This is a genomic window from Leisingera aquimarina DSM 24565 (assembly GCF_000473165.1).
GTDB classification, from domain to species: domain Bacteria; phylum Pseudomonadota; class Alphaproteobacteria; order Rhodobacterales; family Rhodobacteraceae; genus Leisingera; species Leisingera aquimarina.
In genome coordinates, this window is the sequence record NZ_KI421504.1 from 3,950,157 (window position 1) to 3,970,586 (window position 20,430).

General features: G+C 62.5%; 18 protein-coding genes, 1 tRNA gene and 3 pseudogenes. 16 read left to right on the forward strand and 6 right to left on the reverse strand.

The features are described from left to right. The first annotated feature begins 3 nt into the window (after positions 1-3). A pseudogene (locus AQUI_RS30305) lies at positions 4-744 on the forward strand (transposase). Positions 745-943: 199 nt separating this feature from the next. Then, positions 944-1,222 (forward strand): annotated as a pseudogene (locus AQUI_RS31005) (site-specific integrase); the annotation flags it as partial. A 210-nt stretch (positions 1,223-1,432) separates the two neighbouring features. Here the strand turns inward: AQUI_RS31005 and AQUI_RS0123890 are convergent. Beyond that, positions 1,433-1,522, reverse strand: a tRNA-Ser gene (locus AQUI_RS0123890). 241 nt (positions 1,523-1,763) lie between these two features. Here AQUI_RS0123890 and AQUI_RS0123895 point away from each other — a divergent pair. The 7 genes from AQUI_RS0123895 to AQUI_RS0123935 all read left to right on the forward strand — a co-directional run bounded on the left by AQUI_RS0123895 (position 1,764) and on the right by AQUI_RS0123935 (position 8,390). After that, a complete protein-coding gene (locus AQUI_RS0123895) occupies positions 1,764-2,699 on the forward strand; it encodes an SPOR domain-containing protein (protein WP_027259778.1) in 936 nt (311 codons plus the stop codon). After that, positions 2,677-3,897, forward strand: a complete 1,221-nt coding sequence (locus AQUI_RS0123900) for a D-alanyl-D-alanine carboxypeptidase family protein (RefSeq protein ID WP_245596994.1) — start codon at positions 2,677-2,679, stop codon at positions 3,895-3,897. The genes AQUI_RS0123895 and AQUI_RS0123900 overlap by 23 nt, the downstream gene beginning before the upstream one ends. Next, positions 3,894-4,541 carry a dTMP kinase gene (tmk, locus tag AQUI_RS0123905; RefSeq protein ID WP_027259780.1) on the forward strand — a complete coding sequence of 216 codons (648 nt, stop codon included), beginning with the start codon at positions 3,894-3,896 and terminating at the stop codon, positions 4,539-4,541. The genes AQUI_RS0123900 and tmk overlap by 4 nt, the downstream gene beginning before the upstream one ends. After that, positions 4,538-5,656, forward strand: coding sequence for a DNA polymerase III subunit delta' (locus tag AQUI_RS0123910; protein ID WP_027259781.1), 1,119 nt, complete (start codon positions 4,538-4,540; stop codon positions 5,654-5,656). Before tmk ends, AQUI_RS0123910 begins: the two co-directional genes overlap by 4 nt. A gap of 41 nt (positions 5,657-5,697) precedes the next feature. Then, on the forward strand, positions 5,698-6,507 hold the full coding sequence (locus AQUI_RS28720; RefSeq protein ID WP_035920181.1) for a TatD family hydrolase: 810 nt from the start codon (positions 5,698-5,700) through the stop codon (positions 6,505-6,507). Then, a complete protein-coding gene (locus tag AQUI_RS0123930; RefSeq protein WP_027259783.1) occupies positions 6,507-7,304 on the forward strand; it encodes an MBL fold metallo-hydrolase in 798 nt (265 codons plus the stop codon). Before AQUI_RS28720 ends, AQUI_RS0123930 begins: the two co-directional genes overlap by 1 nt. Positions 7,305-7,457: 153 nt before the next feature. Continuing rightward, complete coding sequence (locus AQUI_RS0123935; RefSeq protein WP_027259784.1) at positions 7,458-8,390, forward strand: AEC family transporter; 933 nt, start codon at positions 7,458-7,460, stop codon at positions 8,388-8,390. A gap of 69 nt (positions 8,391-8,459) precedes the next feature. On the opposite strand, the gene AQUI_RS0123940 is transcribed toward AQUI_RS0123935, so the two are convergent. From AQUI_RS0123940 to AQUI_RS0123950, 3 genes are all read right to left on the reverse strand, one after another. After that, complete coding sequence (locus AQUI_RS0123940; protein WP_027259785.1) at positions 8,460-9,194, reverse strand: aspartate/glutamate racemase family protein; 735 nt, start codon at positions 9,192-9,194, stop codon at positions 8,460-8,462. A gap of 9 nt (positions 9,195-9,203) precedes the next feature. Continuing rightward, the gene (locus tag AQUI_RS0123945; protein WP_027259786.1) at positions 9,204-9,896 is read right to left on the reverse strand and encodes a GntR family transcriptional regulator; all 693 of its coding nucleotides are present in this window, start codon (positions 9,894-9,896) and stop codon (positions 9,204-9,206) included. 95 nt (positions 9,897-9,991) lie between these two features. After that, on the reverse strand, positions 9,992-10,894 hold the full coding sequence (locus AQUI_RS0123950; RefSeq protein ID WP_027259787.1) for a LysR family transcriptional regulator: 903 nt from the start codon (positions 10,892-10,894) through the stop codon (positions 9,992-9,994). A 102-nt stretch (positions 10,895-10,996) separates the two neighbouring features. On the opposite strand from AQUI_RS0123950, the gene AQUI_RS0123955 reads away from it, so the two are divergent. The 7 genes and pseudogenes from AQUI_RS0123955 to AQUI_RS0123980 all read left to right on the forward strand — a co-directional run bounded on the left by AQUI_RS0123955 (position 10,997) and on the right by AQUI_RS0123980 (position 18,033). Beyond that, entirely contained in the window at positions 10,997-12,124 is a 1,128-nt protein-coding gene (locus AQUI_RS0123955) for an enolase C-terminal domain-like protein (protein WP_027259788.1), read from the forward strand. After that, positions 12,121-13,374 (forward strand): NAD(P)/FAD-dependent oxidoreductase, encoded by a 1,254-nt coding sequence (locus AQUI_RS0123960; RefSeq protein ID WP_027259789.1) that lies wholly within the window; start codon positions 12,121-12,123, stop codon positions 13,372-13,374. Before AQUI_RS0123955 ends, AQUI_RS0123960 begins: the two co-directional genes overlap by 4 nt. A gap of 49 nt (positions 13,375-13,423) precedes the next feature. After that, on the forward strand, positions 13,424-14,401 hold the full coding sequence (locus AQUI_RS0123965) for a TRAP transporter substrate-binding protein (RefSeq protein WP_027259790.1): 978 nt from the start codon (positions 13,424-13,426) through the stop codon (positions 14,399-14,401). Positions 14,402-14,448: 47 nt separating this feature from the next. Beyond that, positions 14,449-15,039 (forward strand): annotated as a pseudogene (locus AQUI_RS32100) (class I SAM-dependent methyltransferase); the annotation flags it as partial. 210 nt (positions 15,040-15,249) lie between these two features. Next, positions 15,250-15,774: a TRAP transporter small permease gene (locus AQUI_RS32105; protein WP_027259791.1), complete on the forward strand. Its 525-nt coding sequence runs from the start codon at positions 15,250-15,252 to the stop codon at positions 15,772-15,774. Positions 15,775-15,779: 5 nt separating this feature from the next. After that, complete coding sequence (locus AQUI_RS0123975) at positions 15,780-17,090, forward strand: TRAP transporter large permease (protein WP_027259792.1); 1,311 nt, start codon at positions 15,780-15,782, stop codon at positions 17,088-17,090. 4 nt (positions 17,091-17,094) lie between these two features. Then, positions 17,095-18,033 (forward strand): hypothetical protein, encoded by a 939-nt coding sequence (locus AQUI_RS0123980; protein ID WP_027259793.1) that lies wholly within the window; start codon positions 17,095-17,097, stop codon positions 18,031-18,033. On the opposite strand, the gene AQUI_RS0123985 is transcribed toward AQUI_RS0123980, so the two are convergent. Next, complete coding sequence (locus tag AQUI_RS0123985) at positions 18,017-18,919, reverse strand: hypothetical protein (protein WP_027259794.1); 903 nt, start codon at positions 18,917-18,919, stop codon at positions 18,017-18,019. The two genes, AQUI_RS0123980 and AQUI_RS0123985, sit on opposite strands and share 17 nt — an antisense overlap. A gap of 72 nt (positions 18,920-18,991) precedes the next feature. Further along, entirely contained in the window at positions 18,992-20,362 is a 1,371-nt protein-coding gene (locus AQUI_RS0123990; protein WP_245596965.1) for a hypothetical protein, read from the reverse strand. Between the last annotated feature and the right edge of the window lie 68 nt (positions 20,363-20,430).

The following is a 20,430-nucleotide window of genomic DNA, read 5'->3' on the forward strand; positions in this document are numbered from 1 at the left end:
CCGATGAAGAAGACACGTTTCACTGAGGCCCAGATCATGGCATCCTGCGGCAGATGGAGCATGGGGTGCCGGTGTCCGGGCTGTGCCGGGAGCACGGCATGAACAGCGCCACCGTCTATAAATGGCGCGCCAAGTATGGTGGCATGGTTGCCAGCCTTATCAGCGAGATGAAGGCAATGGCCGAGGAGAACCGCCGGCTGAAGCGCATGTCCGCCGACGTCAGCATGCAGAACGACTTGCTGAAGGAGGCTCTTGGAAAAAAATGATACGGTCGGCTCAGCGCCGAGAGTTGGCCGTGAAAGCGGTGGCGATGAAGGGGGGCAGCATCGCGCTGGCGTGCCGGGCGTTCGGCATCAGCGAGACGTGCTGGGCATAGAGGTGGACTTCTCGCTACCGGCTGAGCGGGTTGTACGCGCGCTGAACCAGATCATCGAATGGCGCGGCGCACCCAGGACAATTCGAGTCGATAACGGCCCGGAGCATGTCAGCGGAACGCTCATGGAGTGGGCTGAGAACAGGGGCATCACCCTGGCCTACATCCAGCCCGGAAAGCCTCAGCAGAACGCCTATGTCGAGCGCTGCAACCGGACGGTCCGGCACGAATGGCTTGGCCCCTACATCTTCGAAAGCATCGAGGAGGTGCAGCAGATTGCCACCGGGTGGCTGTGGCCCTCCAACAACGAACGCCCCAACATGGGCAACGGCGGGATGACACCTGCACAGAAACTGAAGATGGCCGCGTAAATTCTACGACCAAGCCCCCGCAAAAATGGGGGATTACCTCTCTAGCTGCGTTGCCAGAACCGCCGGTGATGGTTGGAATGGTATCGCGCGCTCAGCGCACTGGAACTGGTCCAGCAGCTGGCGCAACGCTCGGTTTTCTTCTTTGAGTTCTTCAATCACGCCCATGGGTCAGCCTTTCGCCTTGGTCACCAGAATTTCCATGCCTTGGGCAGGCAGGACGGCCGGTTTCAACTTGAACACGTTGGTTTCATGGCCTTTACGATCTTCGATCACCGCCCGTCTGGCTGCAACACTGGCCGACACTAAGCGAACCAGCTTGCGCTATATCTTTGCTGACGAATTCGGCCGGGCACTGAACTATGACCAGTTGCAAAAGAAAGTGATGACCGTGCGAAAAGCGGCAGGTCTGACCGAATACTCGCTGCCCGGGCTTCGCTACAGCGCGGCTGGCGAACTCGCGGAAGCCGGATGCACAAATCAGCAGATCGCGGCCACTACGGGGCACAAAAGCCTTTCGATGGTCCAGAAATACTCGAAGGGCGCCAGCCAGAAACGCCTGGCCAAAGAAGCCCAGGACCTCAGAGAACGGAACAAAAAACAGATCGTGAACGTGGGAAACTTTTCGGGAAACCCCAAAACCACCGCCTCGAGGCGGTCTTGTCAGCTGGCAGCTAAGTTATTGATTTTGTGGCGGGGAGACAGGGATTCGAACCCTGGGAACGCTCTCACGTTCAACGGTTTTCAAGACCGCCGCATTCGACCACTCTGCCACCTCCCCGGTCCGATCAGCGGTTTAGGACGCAAAACCGGGTGAGGCAAGGGGAAATCTGCAGTGCAAGGGAAAAGCCCGGGCCTCCGCCCGCCGCGCGGATTCATGCCACCCTTGCAGGTTTCCTTTGTGCCGCGGCCCGTCAGGGTTTTCATGGGCGTATGCGCAGGCTATCATGCCGCCAAATCAAGAAGACCGGGCATTCCGGCGGGGGCGCAAAAGCGCCGCGGGCACAGGCAAGGATGAGAGCATGAAAGACACCATGTCGACAGCAAAGACGGCCCCGCGGATTGCCGCGGCGGTCTTGGGCCTGCTGTTGATGGCAGGCTGTGAAGACGGGCCGAAACTGGCCTTTTTGCAGCCCAAAGCCAAAGCCGAAGGGGCAGTTCAGGCCTCCAGCAGCACCAAGCTGGTCGAGCGCGACGTGGAAGCCCCGGACGTGTTCCAAGTGACCGAAGCGGGGCTGTGGGACGGGCGTCCGTCGATCGGCGGGGTCTGGGTGGCGCATCCTGACACCAAGGACCCGGAGCGGGTGATCATCCGCAACAATGCCAATGGCCAGTTTGTGATCGGCGCCCTGTTCCGGCGCGAGCGGGAAATTCCGGGTCCGCGGCTGCAGGTATCCTCTGACGCTGCCGCCGCGCTGGGAATGCTGGCAGGCGCCCCGGCTGAGTTGAACGTCACCGCCCTGCGGCGCGAAGAAGTCAGCAATGAAAGCCCGGCTGAGGATCAGACAGCTGAGCTGCCCGCGGCAGAAGCCGGGGCAGATGCTGCCGAAGTGCTGGCCTCAGCGGCCGGGCAGGAAATCTCGGAAACGCCGCTGGATCCGATTGCCGGCGCCGCTGCTGCGATTGAGGCCTCTGCCCCGGCTGCCCCGCCTGCCCCGGCGCAAACAGCGCCTGCACAGGCAGAGCCTGCTGCCGCCCCGGCAGCCAAAGCGCAGAAATCCGCCCTGGGCAAACCCTACATCCAGATCGGAATCTTCAGTGTTGAAGCCAATGCCAAGCGGACGGCCAACATGATGCGCAGCGCCGGCATGGTGCCGGTGGTGCGCGAGCAAGCCTCCAGCGGCAAAGCGTTCTGGCGGGTGCTGGTTGGCCCGGCGCAGAACAAGTCTGAACGCAGCCAGCTGTTGAAAAGCGTAAAGGAAACCGGATTTGCGGATGCCTATGCTGTCACCAATTAATCCCGGCGCCACGCGCCTGGGGCGCACTCTGATCTCTTCGCTGCAGCTGGCTTTGGCCGCGGGCCTGGCGGTCAGCCTGCCGGCGCTGCCGGCCTTCGCCTTCGATACCAAGGCGAAGGCCGCCTATGTGCTGGACGCAGGCACCGACACGGTGCTTCTGTCCAAGAACGCCGACGTGCCGCTGCCGCCTGCCTCCATGTCCAAGCTGATGACGCTTTATGTGGCGTTTGAAGCTTTGCGCGACGGGCGGCTGACGCTGGACGAGACGCTGCCGGTCAGCGAGCACGCGATGAGCTACAAAGGCTCCACCATGTTCCTGGACACCCAGGACCGGGTGCGGGTTGAGGACCTCTTGCGCGGCATCATCGTGCTGTCCGGCAATGACGCCTGCGTGGTGATCGCCGAGGCGCTGAGCCCGGACGGAACCGAGGCCGGTTTTGCCCGTTACATGACCAAGCGCGGCCAGGATCTGGGCATGACCGCCTCGACCTTTGCCAATTCCAACGGCTGGCCTGCCGCCGGCCACCGGATGTCGGTGCATGACCTGGCAATCCTGGCGGAGCGGCTGATCGAGGACTTCCCCGAGTACTACCCGCTGTTTGCCGAAACCCATTTCGAGTTCGACGGCCGCGCGCCCTCCAACACCCGCAACCGCAACCCGCTGTTGAAACTGGGCATTGGCGCGGACGGGCTGAAGACGGGCCATACCGAAGAAGCAGGCTATGGCCTGGTCGGCTCTGCGCTGCAGGGCGACCGGAGGGTGATCTTTGTGGTCTCCGGGCTGAACAGCGAACGCGCACGGGCTGAGGAGGCGGAAGCCCTCGTTAACTGGTCGTTTCGCCAATTTACCAAGAAAACCGTTGCCCAGGAGGGCGTCGCCATCGCCGAAGCCGAAGTTTGGCGCGGGGCCGAGCAATCGGTAGGGTTGGTGCCAGCCAAGGATCTGGAGATTCTGCTGCCGTCGCTGTCAGCCAAAACCATTCAAGGCGAAGTTGTCTATAACGGCCCGATCGAGGCGCCGGTCGCGAAGGGCCAGCGCCTGGCAGAACTGGTTTTGCAGCCCGAGGAATTGCCGGAGGTCCGGCTGCCGCTGGTGGCCGAAGCTGACGTGCCCGCCGGCGGTTTTGTAGTCCGTGTGAAGACCGCCGCGCTGGTGCTGATCAAGCAGTTTCTGACCGGTCCCGAGGGGGCGCTGTGACGGCTGGCGCAGGGAGCGGCCTGTTCATCACTTTTGAAGGCATCGACGGGTCCGGGAAATCAACACAGTGCCGCCTGCTGGCGGAATCCCTGCAGGACGCAGGCCGTGATGTGGTGCTGACACGCGAGCCGGGCGGTTCTCCCGGCGCGGAAGAGATCCGCCGGCTGGTGCTGGAAGGCGACCCCGACCGCTGGTCGGCAGAGACCGAACTGCTGTTATTCATGGCAGCGCGGCGCGACCATCTGGAGCGCACCATCGAGCCTGCCCTCGCGGCGGGCAAAGTGGTGATCTGCGACCGTTTTGCTGACAGCACGCGAATGTATCAGGGGGTGTCGCGCGGCGACCTGCGCCCCGCCGTTGACCAGATGCACAAACTGATGATCGGGCGCGAGCCGGACCTGACCCTGCTTATCGACATGGACCCGGCCACCGGGCTTGCTCGCGCCAAGGGGCGGCAGGGCAAGGAAGAGCGGTTCGAGGATTTCGGCATCGAACTGCAGGAAAAGATGCGGGCGGGTTTCCTGGCGCTGGCGCAGGAGTTTGCGGACCGTTTCCGGGTTGTCGATGGCGCCCGAGCGGTGGATGCAGTTGCCGCGGATGTGTGCCGGCTGGCGGATAACGCCCTGAAAGGTACCGGGGCATGAGCGCTGACGACGATCTGCCGCGCGCCGATCAGGCGGAAGGCGCCCCGCATCCGCGCGAAACCCAGCGGCTGATCGGCCAGGACGCGGCGGAACAGGATTTCCTGACCGCCTACACCTCCGACCGGCTGCACCACGGCTGGCTGCTGACCGGCCCGCAGGGCGTCGGCAAGGCAACGCTGGCCTGGCGGATAGCCCGTTTTCTGCTGGCCACACCCCCGGCAGAGAAAGGCCTGTTCGGCGCCCCGCCCCCGCCCCGGACCTTGGACATTGATCCCGAATACCCGGTCTCGCACCGCATTCAGGCGCTGGCGGAGCCGGGGCTGGCGCCGATCACACGCTCTTACGACGACAAGGGCAAGCTGCGCAGCCAGATCGTGGTGGATGACATCCGAAAACTGAACCGTTTCTTTGGCCTGTCGGCCACGGATGGCGGGCGCCGGGTGGTGATTGTGGATGCTGCCGACGACATGAACGTGAGTGCGGCCAACGCGCTGCTGAAAATGCTGGAAGAACCGCCGGCCCGCACCACGATTCTGCTGATTTCGCACCAGCCTTCGCGTCTGTTGCCGACGATCCGGTCGCGCTGCCGCACCTTGCGGCTGGGGCCTCTGTCAGCTCCGGATATGGAGGCTGCGCTGGCGCAATCCGGCGTTGAACTGCCTCAGAACATGGAGAATCTCGCCGCTTTGGCCGGCGGTTCCGTGGGTGCTGCGCTGCGGCTGATCAATCTGGGCGGGCTGAAGATCTATGCTGAATTAGTACAGATCCTCAATTCCATGCCGCGGCTGGACCGCCAGCGCGCCATCGTCCTGGCCGAGGCCGCGGCCCAGCGCGGGGCCTCCGCGCGTTTTGAACTGCTGTTGTCGCTGACCGAGATGGCGCTGGCCCGGCTCGCACGCACAGGCGCAACCGGCGCGCCACCAGAGCCGGAAGCGGCACCGCAGGAGGCGGCGATGCTGTCGCGGCTGTCGCCTGACCCGCGCAAGGCGCGCGCCTGGGCTGACCTCGCAGCAGAAGTAACTGCCCGCGCCCGCCACGGGCAGGCGGTGAACCTTGACCCTGCCGCGCTTGTCCTAGATACGGTTTTCAAGATGCAGGAAACCGCGTCGCGCTGAGGCCGGCAAGGCCCCGCGGCACTTACGGCGGCAGAGGATAGATGACCGAGACGACTCCCCAGATTACGGACAGCCATTGCCACCTGGACTTCCCCGATTTCGAGGGGCGGCTGGATGAGGTGATTGCCAGCGCGGCTGAGGCCGGCGTGACCCGGATGGTGACGATCTGCACCAAGATGAAAAACGAAGCCACCGTGCGCGCTATTGCCGAAGCGCACGCGCCGGTTTTTTATGCCGCGGGCACCCACCCGATGAGTGCGGCGGATGAGCCGATGGTCTCGGTTGATGAGCTGGTGGCATCGGCGAAACATCCGAAATTTGTCGGCATCGGCGAAACCGGGCTGGACTATCACTATACTGCCGACAGCAAGGACGTGCAGCAAGAGTCCTTGCGCATCCATATCACTGCGGCCCGTGAAACCGGGCTGCCGCTGATCATCCACGCCCGCGCGGCGGATGACGACATGGCCCGCATCCTGCGCGAGGAGATGACGAACGGCGCATACTCTTGCGTTATGCACTGCTTCTCCTCCTCGGCAGAGCTGGCGCGTGCAGCACTGGACATGGGGTTCTACCTATCGATGTCCGGCATCGCCGCCTTTCCCAAAAGCCAGGAGCTGCGTGATATCTTTGCCGCCGCCCCGGTGGAACGCATTCTGGTCGAGACCGATGCCCCCTATCTGGCGCCGCCGCCCTACCGCGGCAAACGCAACGAGCCTGCTTACACCGCCTTTACTGCCAAGGTCGGCGCGGAGGTGTTCGGCATGGACTACGCGGATTTTGCGGCGCAAACCCAGGCGAATTTCGACCGGCTGTTCTGGAAGGCTGCCCAGTATGAGGCCGCCGCCTGATGGCTGAGATGCGGTTCACGATCCTAGGTTCGGGATCCTCGGGCGGGGTGCCGCGGATTGGCGGCCATTGGGGTGACTGCGACCCGAAGAACCCCAAGAATCGGCGCCAGCGGTGTTCGATGCTGGTGGAGCGTGTTGAAACGGGCGGCACGACATCCGTGCTGATCGACACCACCCCGGACATGCGCAGCCAGCTGCTGGATGCTGAGGTCAGCCGCCTGGACGCAGTGGTCTATACTCACTCCCACGCCGACCACCTGCACGGTATAGACGACCTGCGCATGGTGTATTTCAACATGCGCCAGCGGATCCCGGTTTATGCGGACGGGGCCACCCAGAACGACCTCTTGAACCGGTTCGGCTATGCTTTTGCGCAGCCGGACGGCTCCCCCTATCCGCCGATCCTGGACCTGAAGACCATCGGCGGGCCGTTCACCATTGAAGGCCCTGGCGGCGGGATCTCGTTCCGCCCTTTCGAGGTCAGCCATGGCTCAATCGATGCGCTGGGGTTTCGCATTGGCGGACTGGCCTATTTGCCGGATGTGTCCAGAATTCCGGACGCCGCCCTGCCGGAGCTGGAGGGGCTGGATGTCTGGATCCTGGACGGGCTTCGGCGCACCCCGCACCCGACCCATTTCAGCTACACCGAAGCGCTGGAATGGTTTGAAAAGATGACGCCCAAACGCGGCATTATCACCAACATGCATATCGACATGGATTACGCCAAGGTTGAGGCCGAAACCCCGGACCATATCACGCCAGCCTATGACGGCATGGTGATCCGGGTTGAGCTATAGCGCAATGGCCAGGTCTGCCGCCGTGCGCCCAGGCTCGTTGGGCAGACCGCAGACTTCATCTTTGCACAAATACTCCCGCCGGAGGCATCTGCGTTCAGAAGCCAGGCGCTGTCCCCTGAACGGCAGCATCCCTTGCCTTCAAGGGGCAGGCTGATGTTTCAAAGCCTGATTGACGTCATCCTGCCGGTTTTCCTAGTTGTTGGTGCCGGTTATGCCGCCACCGCACGGGGAGTGCTGAGCGAAGCGCACATCGAAGGCGTTATGAAGTTTGCACAAGGCTTTGCCATTCCCTGCCTGCTGTTCAAGGCAATGGCGGAACTGGACCTGTCCGCCAGCTTTGACCCGCGGCTGCTGGGGAGCTTCTACACCGGCGCCTTTACCTGTTTCCTGATTGGCGTATTCGGCGCGCGGGCGCTGTTCAAGCGGGAGTGGGAGGACTGTATAGCCATCGGTTTCTGCTGCCTGTTCTCCAATTCGGTGCTGTTGGGCCTGCCAATCACCGAGCGCGCCTTTGGGCCGGAAAACCTGACCGGCAACTACGCGATCATCGCCTTCCATTCGCCGTTCTGTTACGGCGTCGGCATCACCGTGATGGAAATCGTGCGCAATCGCGGTGCGGGCGGGATCAAGACCGTCTCGGCGGTGCTGAATGCGATGTTCCGCAATGTGCTGATCCTGGGGATTGCGCTGGGGTTTACGGTGAATCTGTCCGGTCTGGCCATTCCAATGGTGGTGGATGAGGCCTTGTCGCTGATCATCCGGGCGGCCCTGCCCTGCGCCTTGTTCGCCCTAGGCGGCGTGCTGGTGAAGTACCGGCCTGAGGGCGATTTGCGGGCGATCCTGTTTGTCTGCTTCACCTCGCTGATGATCCATCCGGCAATCGTATGGGTGCTGGGTTCGGCGCTGGATTTGCCGCAGGATCTGTTCCGCTCGGGTGTTTTGAACGCCGCGATGGCGACCGGATTCAACGGATACATCTTTGCCAATATGTACGGCCGGGCCAAACGGGTGGCGGCGTCTTCGGTGCTGATTGCCACCGGGGCGAGCATTTTGACCGTGTGGTTCTGGCTGCTGGTACTGACCTGAAATGGGCAGAGGTTCTAACCTTAAACTCATGATTTCATTAAGAAATTATCACTGCGCCTCTATAAGGCCTCACCAACGCGGATCATCCAGCTCCAGAGGGAACCCCTTGGGCAAGAGGCCCGCCTGGAACCAGCTGACAAAGGAATGGATCGAAAACACCGGCAGCCCGGTGGCTTTGCGCACATCACGGGCATAGGGCACCATATTGGTGCATTCCAGCACGATGGCGCCAAGGTCCGGGATATCCGCCACCATCGCGCGGGCGGCATCGATCATGTCCAGGCGGCAAGCCGCAAAGTCGATTTCCGGCGCATCGCCCAGGATATCGCGGGTAAAACAGCGGAGACCGTCGGTGCCGGCAATGGGCGTATCCGGCGGCACGCCTGCGGCCTGCAGATGCGCAGGCGTCAGCGTGGCCTTGGAGATTGTCAGGATGCCGCAGCGTTTGCCTGCGGGCATCAGGGTTTGCACCATCGGTACTTGCATCAGAGAGGAGGTCGCCACCGGCACCCCCAGCGCCTGTTTCACTTCGTCCTGGATCAGCGCCAGGAAGCCGCAGTTGGTGGTGATGCCGTCGGCCCCCATGGCGACCAGATCGCGGCCCGCTTCGACAAACAGCTCCACCAGTTCCTTGGGATTACCCCGCACCACGTTTTCCGGATTGGCACCGCGCACCACCTTGTAATGCAACGGGAAATCCCAGGTCATCGCGTTGCCCATGTCGCCATGGATACGGGGAAAGCGCGTTTCCAGCATCAGGATGCCAACCGCGGCGCCAAAGACTGTTTTTCCGCCTCGTTCCATGAGGATCCCCTATTCGTCCGGCACGTAGAGCTGGGAGAATGCGATGCGGACAGCTTCCGTCGCCTCTTCCCGGCGTTTTTCGATATGGCTGCGCATGGCCGATACGGCAGCCTCCGTGTCGCGGGCAGCGATGCCCTCGACAATCTGACGGTGGGCCGAGGTATCGCCCGGCGCCTTGCCCCCTGCCCGGTCGCGCATGCGTTTGAGGTCAATGAGGCGGATATAGCGGATCCGGCCATTGAGATTGTTGAGGATTCGCTGCAGCTCGCTGTTGCCCGAAAGCTGCGCCAGCCGGGCGTGAAAGCTTTCATCCATCGCCAGAAGCGCCTCCGGATCGGTGGCGCTTTGGTACTCCGGCTCCATCCGGTTGAGGTAGTCCGCCAGCGCCGCGATGTCGTCATCCGGGGCGCGGGTGCAGGCAAAGCGCACCGCCTCGCATTCCACCGCCACGCGGGCCTCATACAGGTCCATGATATAGCTGGGCGTCAGCGGGCGGCAGAAGAAGCCGCGGTTGTTCTGGAAGGTCAGAAACCCTTCGGCCACCAGCCGGTTCAGCGCCTCGCGCAGCGGCGTGCGGCTGGCACCCAGCACTTCGGACAAGGCGCTTTCGTTGATCCGCTGATCGGGCTTGAAGGCAAAATCCGCCGCCATCCGGCGCAATGCCTCGTATACCCTGTCCACATTGCTTTCGCGTTTGGCCATGTTCCCGCCATTTGTTCAATCCGCGGTGCAAGGTACGGCGGCACCCGTCCCTTGGCAATATTGAATTCGGAGCTGCATACAGTTTTGAGGGCGGATCAAAGACCGTTTTCCGAATAGGGCGCCAGCTCCTGTTTCAATAGCGCCAGGAACTCCTGCCCCACTGCTGACAGGGGGCGCGACTTGGAGGTGATGACCGCCATGTCCATCATGATCCGCGGCCGGAACGGGCGGGAGATAAAGCCGCCGCCGCTCTCGAAATTCAGCACAAAGGGGTCCAGGATCGAGACCCCCATGCCTTCCTGCACAAAGCTGAGGAGGTTCTTGAACAAATGCGAATGCACACGGGTTTTCAACGGGATACCGGCCTGCTGAAACACCTCGCGGGTGCGGCGATGGGTCATGTGATCCGGGCCCATGACGATGAACGGCACGCCTTCCAAAAGTTCCGGCGTCAGCACGTCATGTTCCGCCAGCGGGCTGTCCGCGGGCATCGCCAGCAGGGTTTCGACGTTGATAGGATGCGCCTCCAGCCCATCGTGGATCAGGGGCATTTCGCAAACACCGATTTCGAAAAGGCCCGCGATCACCCATTCCTGGATCTTCAGCGAATACTGCGCTTGAAAGGAGATCGACAGGTCCGGCCTTGTGCGGGAGAAGCGGGCGATCAGCGCGGGCATGAAACCGAAGGACAAGGAGTGCTGCGAAGCGACCTGCAGCTGCCCTGCCTGTTTATTCTGCAGGTCGGTTACCGCCTGTGCCACATGGTCAAAACCACGCACCACGGTATCGACCTCCTGAAACAGGACGCCTGCTTCGGGTGTCGGGATCAGACGGCCTTTGCTGCGCTCGAACAGTTTGAGGCGGGTCTGGCGTTCGAGCTGGTACAGCAGGTTGGAAATACCGGGCTGCGAGATGCCCAGCTGCTCGGCCGCGCCGGTGACGGTGCCGGTTTCGACAATCGCGTGGAATGCCTGCAACTGGCGGAAGCGGAGGGACATCGGCAGCACATCATTTTTTATGATAGTATATCGAGTTCTTTGTATTGGTAATGATGATCAAGTCAAGGCAAGCTTTGCCCAGCTTTTGGGAGGAAGAGCAAAGTGCTGGAACAAAAGATTGCCGGGATGGATCTGTGGCATCTCGCGCTGCCGGTGATGTCGCGCCGCGACCACGGGATCGGCTCTGTCGAGGGCTCCTGCGAGGTTGTGATTGTCCGGCTGCGCAGCGAAAGCGGCGCCGAAGGGTTCGGCGAGGCGTCGACTTGGTCGGTGTTCACCGGCACGCCGGAAGCGAGCCTGGCAGCACTTGACCGCTACATCCGCCCGCTGGTGGAGGGCCGCCGGGTGGCGGACCGCGCGGCCATCATGGAAGACGCGGGCAAAGCCGTCGCCCATTGCACCGAGGCCAAGGCAGCGCTGGAAAGCGCCCTGCTGGACCTGACCGGGCGGATTACCGGGGCGCCGGTCTGGGCGCTGCTGGGCGGCAAGTGCCGCGATACCATCCCGCTCAGCTGTTCGATTGCCGATCCGGATTTTGCCAAGGACATCGACCTGCTGCACCGGCTGCGTGCTGACAAGGTGGGACTGATCAAGCTGAAGACCGGGTTCAAGGATCACGCGTTCGACATCATGCGGCTGGAGCGGATCGCCAAGGATTTCCCGGAATTCCGGGTGCGGGTGGACTATAATCAGGGCCTGAGCATTGAAGATGCGCCGCGCCAGGTGCGGGATGTCGCGCAGTTCAAGCCGGATTTCATCGAGCAGCCGGTCCGGTTCCACCATTTTGGCATGATGGCCAAATTGCGCGGGATGATTGATGTGCCGCTTTTGGCGGATGAAAGCGTATTCGGCCCCGAGGACATGGTGCGCGCAGCCCGCGAGGGGATCTGCGACGGCGTCTCGGTCAAGATCATGAAATCGGGCGGTCTTACACGCGGGCAGACCGTGGCACGGATTGCCGCGGCCAACGGGCTGTCGGCCTATGGCGGCGACATGTTCGAGGCGGGTCTGGCACATCTGGCGGGCACCCACATGATTGCGGCCACGCCGGAAATCAGGCTGGGCTGCGAGTTCTATCAGGCGATCTATTTCCTGAAGGAAGACATTCTGGAAACCCCCTTTCAGGTCAGGGACGGCCAGGTGGTGGTGCCGGATGGGCCAGGGCTGGGCATCAAACCTGACGTGGGTAAGCTGGACCGCTATGCGGTGTCCAAGAAGGCCGCGGCATGACGGCGGAGAAGAAAACCGTTGCCATCATCGGTGCCGGCATTGTCGGCGTCTCGGCTGCGATCGAGCTGCAACGCGACGGCCATGATGTGGTGCTGATCGACGGCAAGGGACCGGGTGAAGGCACCAGCCACGGCAACGGCGGCATTCTGGCCTCCTGCTCGATCGTGCCGGTCACCGGCCCGGGGCTGTGGAAGAAGGCGCCGAAGATGCTGCTGGACCCGAACCAGCCCTTGTTCATGCGCTGGGGATACCTGCCCAGGCTGGCGCCCTGGCTGATGAAATACATGAGCCATTCCAATGCCGAAGATACCGCCCGCATTGCCGCTGCGCTGGCGCCCATCGTCGGGGATTCGCTGGCGGACCATCAGGCGCTGGCGGCTGGGACTGGGGCGGAACGGCACCTGAAGCCGTCCGATTACCTGTTCCTCTACAATGACCGGGCGCATTTCGGAGAGGACGCCTTTGGCTGGGGTTTACGGAGGAAACACGGCTTTAACTGGGATGAGTTGGAGGGTGCGGATGTCCGGGCCTATGATGATATCTATGCGCCGGAGCTTGGCTTTGCCGCGCGGCTGAAGGATCACGGCATCATCTCGGATCCCGGCCAGTATGTGAAGGATCTGGCGGCACATGTGGTGGCCAATGGCGGCCAGTTGATCCAGGCTTTTGTTACTGATGTGGCCCGCGAAAACGGGCAAGTGACCGGCGTGCGGGCGGGCGGTGAGACCATTGCTTGCGATGCCGTTGTTGTTGCCACCGGTGTCTGGTCCAAACCGCTGGCAGAGAGATTGGGAATTTCCGTACCACTGGAAGCAGAACGCGGCTATCATCTTGAATTGTGGGAGCCTTCGGCGATGCCAAAGGCGCCTGTCATGGTGGCAGCGGCCAAATGCGTGGTGACCCCGATGAAGGGACGGATCCGGATTGCGGGCATTGTGGAATTCGGCGGGCTGGAGGCCGGACCGTCAAAAGCCCCGCTTGAACTGTTGCGCAGGAACGCGCGGCGCATCCTGCCCGGTGTCACCTGGAAACACGAAGAGGAATGGCTGGGCTACCGCCCGGCGCCTGCAGATTCGATCCCGGTGATTGGCGAGGTGCCGGGCCTGAGAGGCGCCTTTGTGGGCTTTGGCCATCATCATATTGGCCTTACCGGCGGGCCAAAAACAGGCCGCCTGTTGGCGCAGATGATTTCGGGCCGCACCCCGAATATGGACATAAGCGCCTATGACCCGGCGCGCTATGCGATTTGAAACCAACCAGTGCCCCATAAGGGGCCGAAACTGAAACAGGGAGAAGACCATGAAGAAACTGACCAGACTGCTGGCCGCCACCGCGTTGACGGCGGCTGCCGCCCTGCCCGCTGCGGCGGAAACCTGGGACATGCCGATGGCCTATTCGGCCTCCAACTTCCACTCGGCCACAGGCGCCGAGTTTGCTGAATGCGTGACCACCGGCACCGGCGGCGAAGTTGAGATCAAGACCCACCCGTCGGGTTCGCTGTTCAAGGGTGCCGACATCAAGCGCGCGGTGCAGACAGGCCAGGCCCCCATTGGCGAGCGGCTGCTGTCCGGCCATCAGAACGAAAATGCGCTGTTCGGCTTTGACTCGATCCCGTTCCTGGCGACCTCGTTCGATGACAGCGACAAGCTGTGGAAGGCCGCCAAGCCGGCGCTCGAGAAACTGCTGGCCGAGCAGAACCTGACGCTGCTTTATGCCGTGCCGTGGCCGCCGCAGGGGCTGTATTTCAAGAACGAAGTAAATTCGGTCGCCGAGATGAAGGGCATCAAGTTCCGCTCATACAACAACGCCACTTCACGGCTGGCCGAGCTGACCGGCATGCTGCCGGTGACGATTGAGGCGGCTGAAATCAGCCAGGCCTTTGCCACCGGCGTTGCGGACTCGATGGTGTCTTCCGGCTCCACCGGCTATGACCGCAAGGTCTGGGAAAGCCTGAACTATTTCTACGAAGTGGACGCCTGGCTGCCGCGCAACTATGTGTTTGTGAACACCGAAATCTGGAACGGCACCTCCGAGGCCAGTCAGAACGTGATCCAGGGCTGCGCCAAACTGGCGGAATACGCGGGCAACTGGCGCGCCAAGGAATACACCGGTTTCACCCTGCAGGGCCTGCGTGACGGCGGCATGACCGTCGGCCCGGCATCCGAGCAGTTGACCGCCGAGCTGAAGGACATCGGCGTCACCATGACCAGTGAATGGCTGGAAGCGGCGGGCGACGAAGGCAAGGCCATCGTCGACGCATTCCAGGCCGCGCAGTAAGTGGAGCAATGGCGGTGCCGGAAACGGCGCCGCCCCTGCAAAGCACAATGGATTTTTCTTCCTTCAAAGACGCAGAACGTAAAGGTTGGAATGCGCGGGCTGGTTTATATGAGAGCCACACCGCCCTGGCCACTTTGCAAATCGCTCCGGCGATGCTGGACGCCTTGCGCCTGCGGCCCGGAATGCGGCTGCTGGATGTTGCCTGCGGCACCGGCAATGTTGCTGCGGCAACCTCGGCGCTTGGCTGCCGGGCATGCGGCATAGACTTTGCGCCCGCAATGATTGCACAGGCAAAGGCCCGTTTTCCGGGTACGGGGTTTTATGAAGGTGACGCTGAGGCTCTGCCCTTTGAAGACGCAAGCTTTGAAGCCGTCAGCAACAACATGGGCCTTTTTCATGTCACCGATACAGCCCGAGCCATGTCCGAAGCCTGCAGAGTACTTGTACCTGGCGGGAGGTTTTCATTCAGCCAATGGGCTGCGCCCCGTGAATCGGACCTCTACCGGATTCTGTTTTCCATCATCGCCAAGACCGCTGACATGAGCCGCGCAGATCCGGCCCCGGATGCCTATGCGCTTTCGGACCCGGAGGCCGCGCAGGGCTTGATGTTTAACGCGGGCTTTGAAGCCATCGAGTTCCGGAGGCTGAACACAGTTCTGCTGGCAAACGGCCGGGATTTCTTTGACTTTTTCCTGAGCTTTGGCGTCCGGGTGCCACTGATCGTGCAAGCGCAGGATCCGGACGTGCAGGATCAGCTGCAACAGGAAATCAACGCCGCCATGCAGCCCTACCGGACAACCCAAGGCTATGAGGCCGATGCCAAGCCTGCTATTCACAGGACAAAAACCATGCTGATGCTGAGACGCGCCCTGGACGGGCTGTACCTTGCGGCGGGGGTGCTGGCCGCCCTCTGCCTGATTGCCATTCTGGGGTTGATCGTGGTCCAGATGCTGGCCCGCTGGACCGGAGAGGTCTTCCCCGGCGCGCCGGATTTTGCGGGCTATGCGATGGCGGCGGCCTCGTTCCTGGCCTTTGCAAATGCGCTGAACCGGGGCAGCCATATCCGGGTGTCGATCCTGTTGAACGCTGTGCCTGACCGCTTCCGCAGGGTACTGGAAATCTGGTGTTTCGGCATCGGCACTGCGGTGATGTGGTACTTCTGTTATTACGCCTACCGCTTTGTCTACTGGAGCTGGAAGTTCAACGACGTAAGCCAGGGCCAGGACCGCACGCCGCTGTGGATACCGCAAAGCGCCATGCTGTTTGGTGCCGTCGTCCTGGCCATCGCCCTCACCGACCACCTGATCCATGTGATTTTCCGCGGCGACCACCGCATCACCCGGGATCTGGAAGACCAGAGCCACGCGGAGTAAGCCCCATGGAAAATATCTCAGTCATCATTTTGTTTCTCTTCGTGCTGTTCACCCTTCTGGGCAGCGGCGTCTGGGTGGGTCTGGCGCTGATGGGCGTGGCCTGGGTCGGCATGGAGCTGTTCACCACCCGCCCCGTCGGCGACGTGATGCTGACCACGATCTGGTCGGCTTCCTCCAGCTGGACGCTGACGGCGCTGCCGATGTTCATCTGGATGGGTGAAATCCTCTATCGCACCCGATTATCCGAGGACATGTTCAAGGGGCTCTCCCCCTGGATGGCGCCCCTGCCCGGCGGTCTGGTGCATACCAATATCGTCGGCTGCACGGTGTTCGCCGCGGTCTCTGGCTCTTCTGCCGCGACGCTGACCACGGTGGGCAAGATGTCGATCCCGGAACTGCGCAAGCGCAACTACCCGGAGAAGATGATTATCGGCACGCTTACTGGTGCGGCCACGCTGGGCCTTATGATCCCGCCGTCGCTGACGCTGATCGTCTATGGTGTCACCATCAATGAATCGATCACCAAGCTGTTCTTTGCCGGCATCCTGCCCGGTCTGGTGCTGGCGGCGATGTTCATGGGCTATGTGGCGATCTATTCCAAATTCGGCAAAGACTGGCAGCCGAATCCCGAAACCAAGCTGACCTTCGCTGAGAAGATCCGCAACTCCCGCTTCCTGGCGCCGGTGATTGCGCTGATCGTGGTGGTGATCGGCTCAATGTACCTGGGCTTTGCCACTGCGACCGAGGCGGCGGCATTCGGGGTCATCGGTTCACTGCTGCTGGCGCTTGGCCAAGGCTCGCTGAACTGGAAGACTTTCACCGAGAGTCTGATGGGCGCCACCCGCACCAGCGCGATGATTGCGCTGATCCTGGCGGGGGCTGCGTTCCTGTCTCTGTCGATGGGCTTTACCGGCCTGCCCCGCGGGCTGGCGGACCTGATTGCGGGCTGGGAGCTGTCGCGTATCGAGCTGCTGATGGTGTTGCTGGTGTTCTACATCGTGCTGGGCTGTTTCCTGGATGGCATCTCCTCGGTGGTGCTGACCATGGCGGTGGTGGAGCCGATGATCCGCCAGGCGGGCATTGACCTGATCTGGTTCGGCATCTTCATCGTGGTGGTGGTGGAAATGGCGCAGATCACCCCACCGATCGGTTTCAACCTGTTTGTGATGCAGGGCATGACCCACCACGAGATGAGCTATATCGCCCGTGCGGCCATCCCGATGTTCCTGATCATGGTTCTGATGGTGTTTGTGCTGATCGCCTTCCCCGAACTGGCGACCTATCTGCCCAACAACCTCAGGCCGGGCCCAGTCTAGCCTCATGTTCAGCGCGCTCGCCTTTGCCGCCCGGCACGGGCGGGCCGCCTTGGTCCTGGGGCTTGTGGCCGGGCTGCTGCTGCCCGGCCTCGCTTCAGCCCTTCAGCCCTGGCTGCCCGAAATGGTGGCCGGGCTTTTGTTTCTGAACGCCTACCGGATCGGCCTCCGCAAGGCTGCAGGCGGGCTGGCCGAGGGGATCGGCACGCTAAAGGCCATTGCCCTTCTGCAAGTCGCCTTGCCGCTGCTGGCTCTGGGGATCGCCGCGCTGTTCGGAGTGGCACAGAGTCCCGCCGCCGTTGCGCTGATCCTGATGCTGAGCGCGCCCTCGGTGACCGGCAGCCCCAATATCACCGCACTTATGGGTCACGCGCCGGAACCTGCCTTCCGCCTGCTGATAACCGGGACCGCGCTGATGCCGCTGACAGTAGTCCCGGTGTTCCTGCTGGCGCCCGGCTTGGGTGACCTGGCCGAGGTGCTGCGCGCCGCCGGTCGGCTGATCGGAGCGATTGGCCTCACTGTGGCGGCAGCCTTCCTGCTGCGCCGCCTGACGCTGCCGGTAATGCGCGAGGAACAGGCCAGGGCCATAGACGGGCTGACCGTGATTGCGCTGGCGGTGATTGTGGTGGGGCTGATGGCCGCGCTGGGGCCTGCGCTGCGGACGGACCCCGTACTGGTCCTGCATTGGCTGGGATTTGCTCTGGCTGCCAACCTTGGCCTGCAGGTGCTGGTGTTCGCCGTATTGCGCCGCCGCGCGGGCAGCGGCGCGGTGCCCGTATCCGTGGTCGCCGGCAACCGGAACTTCGCGCTGTTCCTGATCGCCCTGCCCGCGGCCACCACCGATCCGCTGCTGATCTTCCTCGGCTGCTACCAGATCCCGATGTATCTGACCGCAATCCTGATGAAGCCGCTATACGGCCGCACAGAGCTCAGGACAGGAAGGTGACCCCCGGCATATGCCGGATCAGCTCGGCATCGGCCATGTATGTCTCGCTCATGTCGTCCACCAGCGCCTGCGACCAGCCCGGCAGATCGATTTCCTCTTCGATCGCCTCCTCCGAGTGGAAGTAGCTGAGGAACAGCGCGCGCACCCGCTCTCGCTGGTCTTCCGACAGGCCGGGGCGGTTTGCCAGATAGGCTTCCAGCCGCTCATATCCCGCCTCCGAGATGATGCCGCGGGTAATGTCCAATTCGCCGTCAAAACGAAAGCCGTCGCCCAGCCCCGTCACCTGCCCCAGGATATTGGGCCAGATCACCGGCGTTTCTTCGTTGCACCAGACTGTAATGCGGCAGCCGGGATTGCTGTCCTGAATATCCGCAACTACATCCGACCAGCGCAGATGCACGAAATCCGTGCCTGCAGTGAACTGCTCCCAGGTCCGGTTGGACTGGGATTTGAACACCGGCCCGATCAGCGTGGCCGGATTGCGCAAGCCCAGGAAAAACTCGCACGGATTGCCCGGAAAAACACCTCTCAGCGCCGCGGTATTGCTGCCCGCATTGCGGCAGAGCCGCCCGCCGCTGAGCATCCAGCCCGGCACCCCGAGAAACCCGGAGTTGGTCAAGATGATCCGCGAAACCCTCTGGTCCTTGACGATGCCGGCCAGCAGCGCCGCGCGTTCCTGATCGGTGACAAACTCCTGGTTCTGCTTGCGCAGCATTTGATTGACAGCCGCCATATAAGTGCCTGGACGGCGGATCATCACACCGTGTTGCAGCAGCCGCTGCGCATCCTTGCGCAGCGACCAGATCAGTTGGCCGTTATCGGTGTTTGGCGCCCCGATGTGGAAAGCGAGTGTAATGTCCCGCATGTCAGCTTTTGCCTGGTTCATCGTCCCGTCCGGCCTTTGCCCTTTCCCTGTTCCGCATCCGGTCCCGGCACGCGGTCTGGCGGATTGCACAGGTCATAACCGTGCCTTCATCCGGCGGAAAAACCGGTCATCTCTTTGGCGCAAAATATAAGCGCAGGCTTGTTTGGCAAGGCGCGGATGGCCACGGTCCAGGGCCAGATTGGCCAGCTCCCGCTGAAACCGGGGGAATTCGTGGCGTTTGCGCAGCAGGCGGTGAAACCGGTGCGGTGTCAATTCGCCGGAAATGGCACCGCGGGCAATCTCCTGCAGGACGCCCATCTGCTGCAGCGAGGACCCCAGCCGGTGGCCCAGCAGCGGGCAGCGCCAGAAGGTGACATTTGCCCCGGAAAACCGCGCCGCATGGGCCGCGTCCGGCACCACGTAAGGGTCGAACATGATATGCACGTCGCCTGCCGCCTGGCTGGCCAGGGAGGCATCCCCGAACGGCCCGGAGAAGTCCCTGTCCCAGACTTTCTTGTAGCGCATTTCCCAAGGCACCAGCGTCTTGTCGAGGGTGGATTGCGGGCTGATTGCAAACACTGTCGATCCGGGCGCCGCCGCCGCAAAGGCCGCCGCTGCATAGCCGCCCATCGAGGCGCCGTAGAACACCACCCGGGAAAACTGTTCAAAGAAACCGCTGTCGCGCAGCGCCTCGAATTTGGCGGACACCTCCTGGTGGCGGAACCAGGTCCAGCCATTGGCCATCACCCCCAGCATCGACCAGCCCTGCGCCTCGATGAAGCTGAAGCCCCAGGGCCGCCGGTCATCGCGTTTGGTCATGGCAATGTCGAGGTTGTCAAAGGTCACAACCAGCGTGCCGCCGCGCGGCATGAACAGGAAGGAGTGCTCTTCCAATTCGTCAAAGAACCCTTCCTTGCCGGCCAGTTGGCGGGCCACCTTGGACCACTCCCCCGAAGGCGGCAGCACCTCCTGCGGCTCGGCAGAGAGAATTGCCAGGCCGTTCTTGCCTGCCTCCGGCGGCACCAGAGTGTTACAGCTGCCATAGGCCTTGAGGAACGGGTAGCTGCCAGACCCTTTGCGGATTTCAATCACCAGCCGGCTGAGCGGATGCAGCGCCCGGTCCAGCATGGGCTTAGCGTTCTGGATCTTGTGCCGTGCACCAAAGCTGTTCAGCGCCAGGATCACGTCATAGCTGCCCAGATCACGCGGCCGGCTTACAACCCGGATCGCGTCCCGGTCCACGCCGCCCTGTTCCAGCCGGGCCTGCCAGGATTGCAGCTGCGCCGGATCGGGGGGCTTGGCCTGCCCCTTGCGGTCGCAGGAGACAAAATCGATACTGCAGCCGTAGCGCTGATACAGAAGAATGCAAAGCTCTGGCGCCTGGCCGTTGATATCGGCACCTGTGCGAACGTCGTCGGCATCCAGTGCCGGCAGCACGCTTTTGAAATCAAATCCTTCACTCATCATGCGTCGTCAACTGCCCTTCAGGGAAACACCGGCACCGGGCTGCCCCGTGCCGGTCATCATCTGCC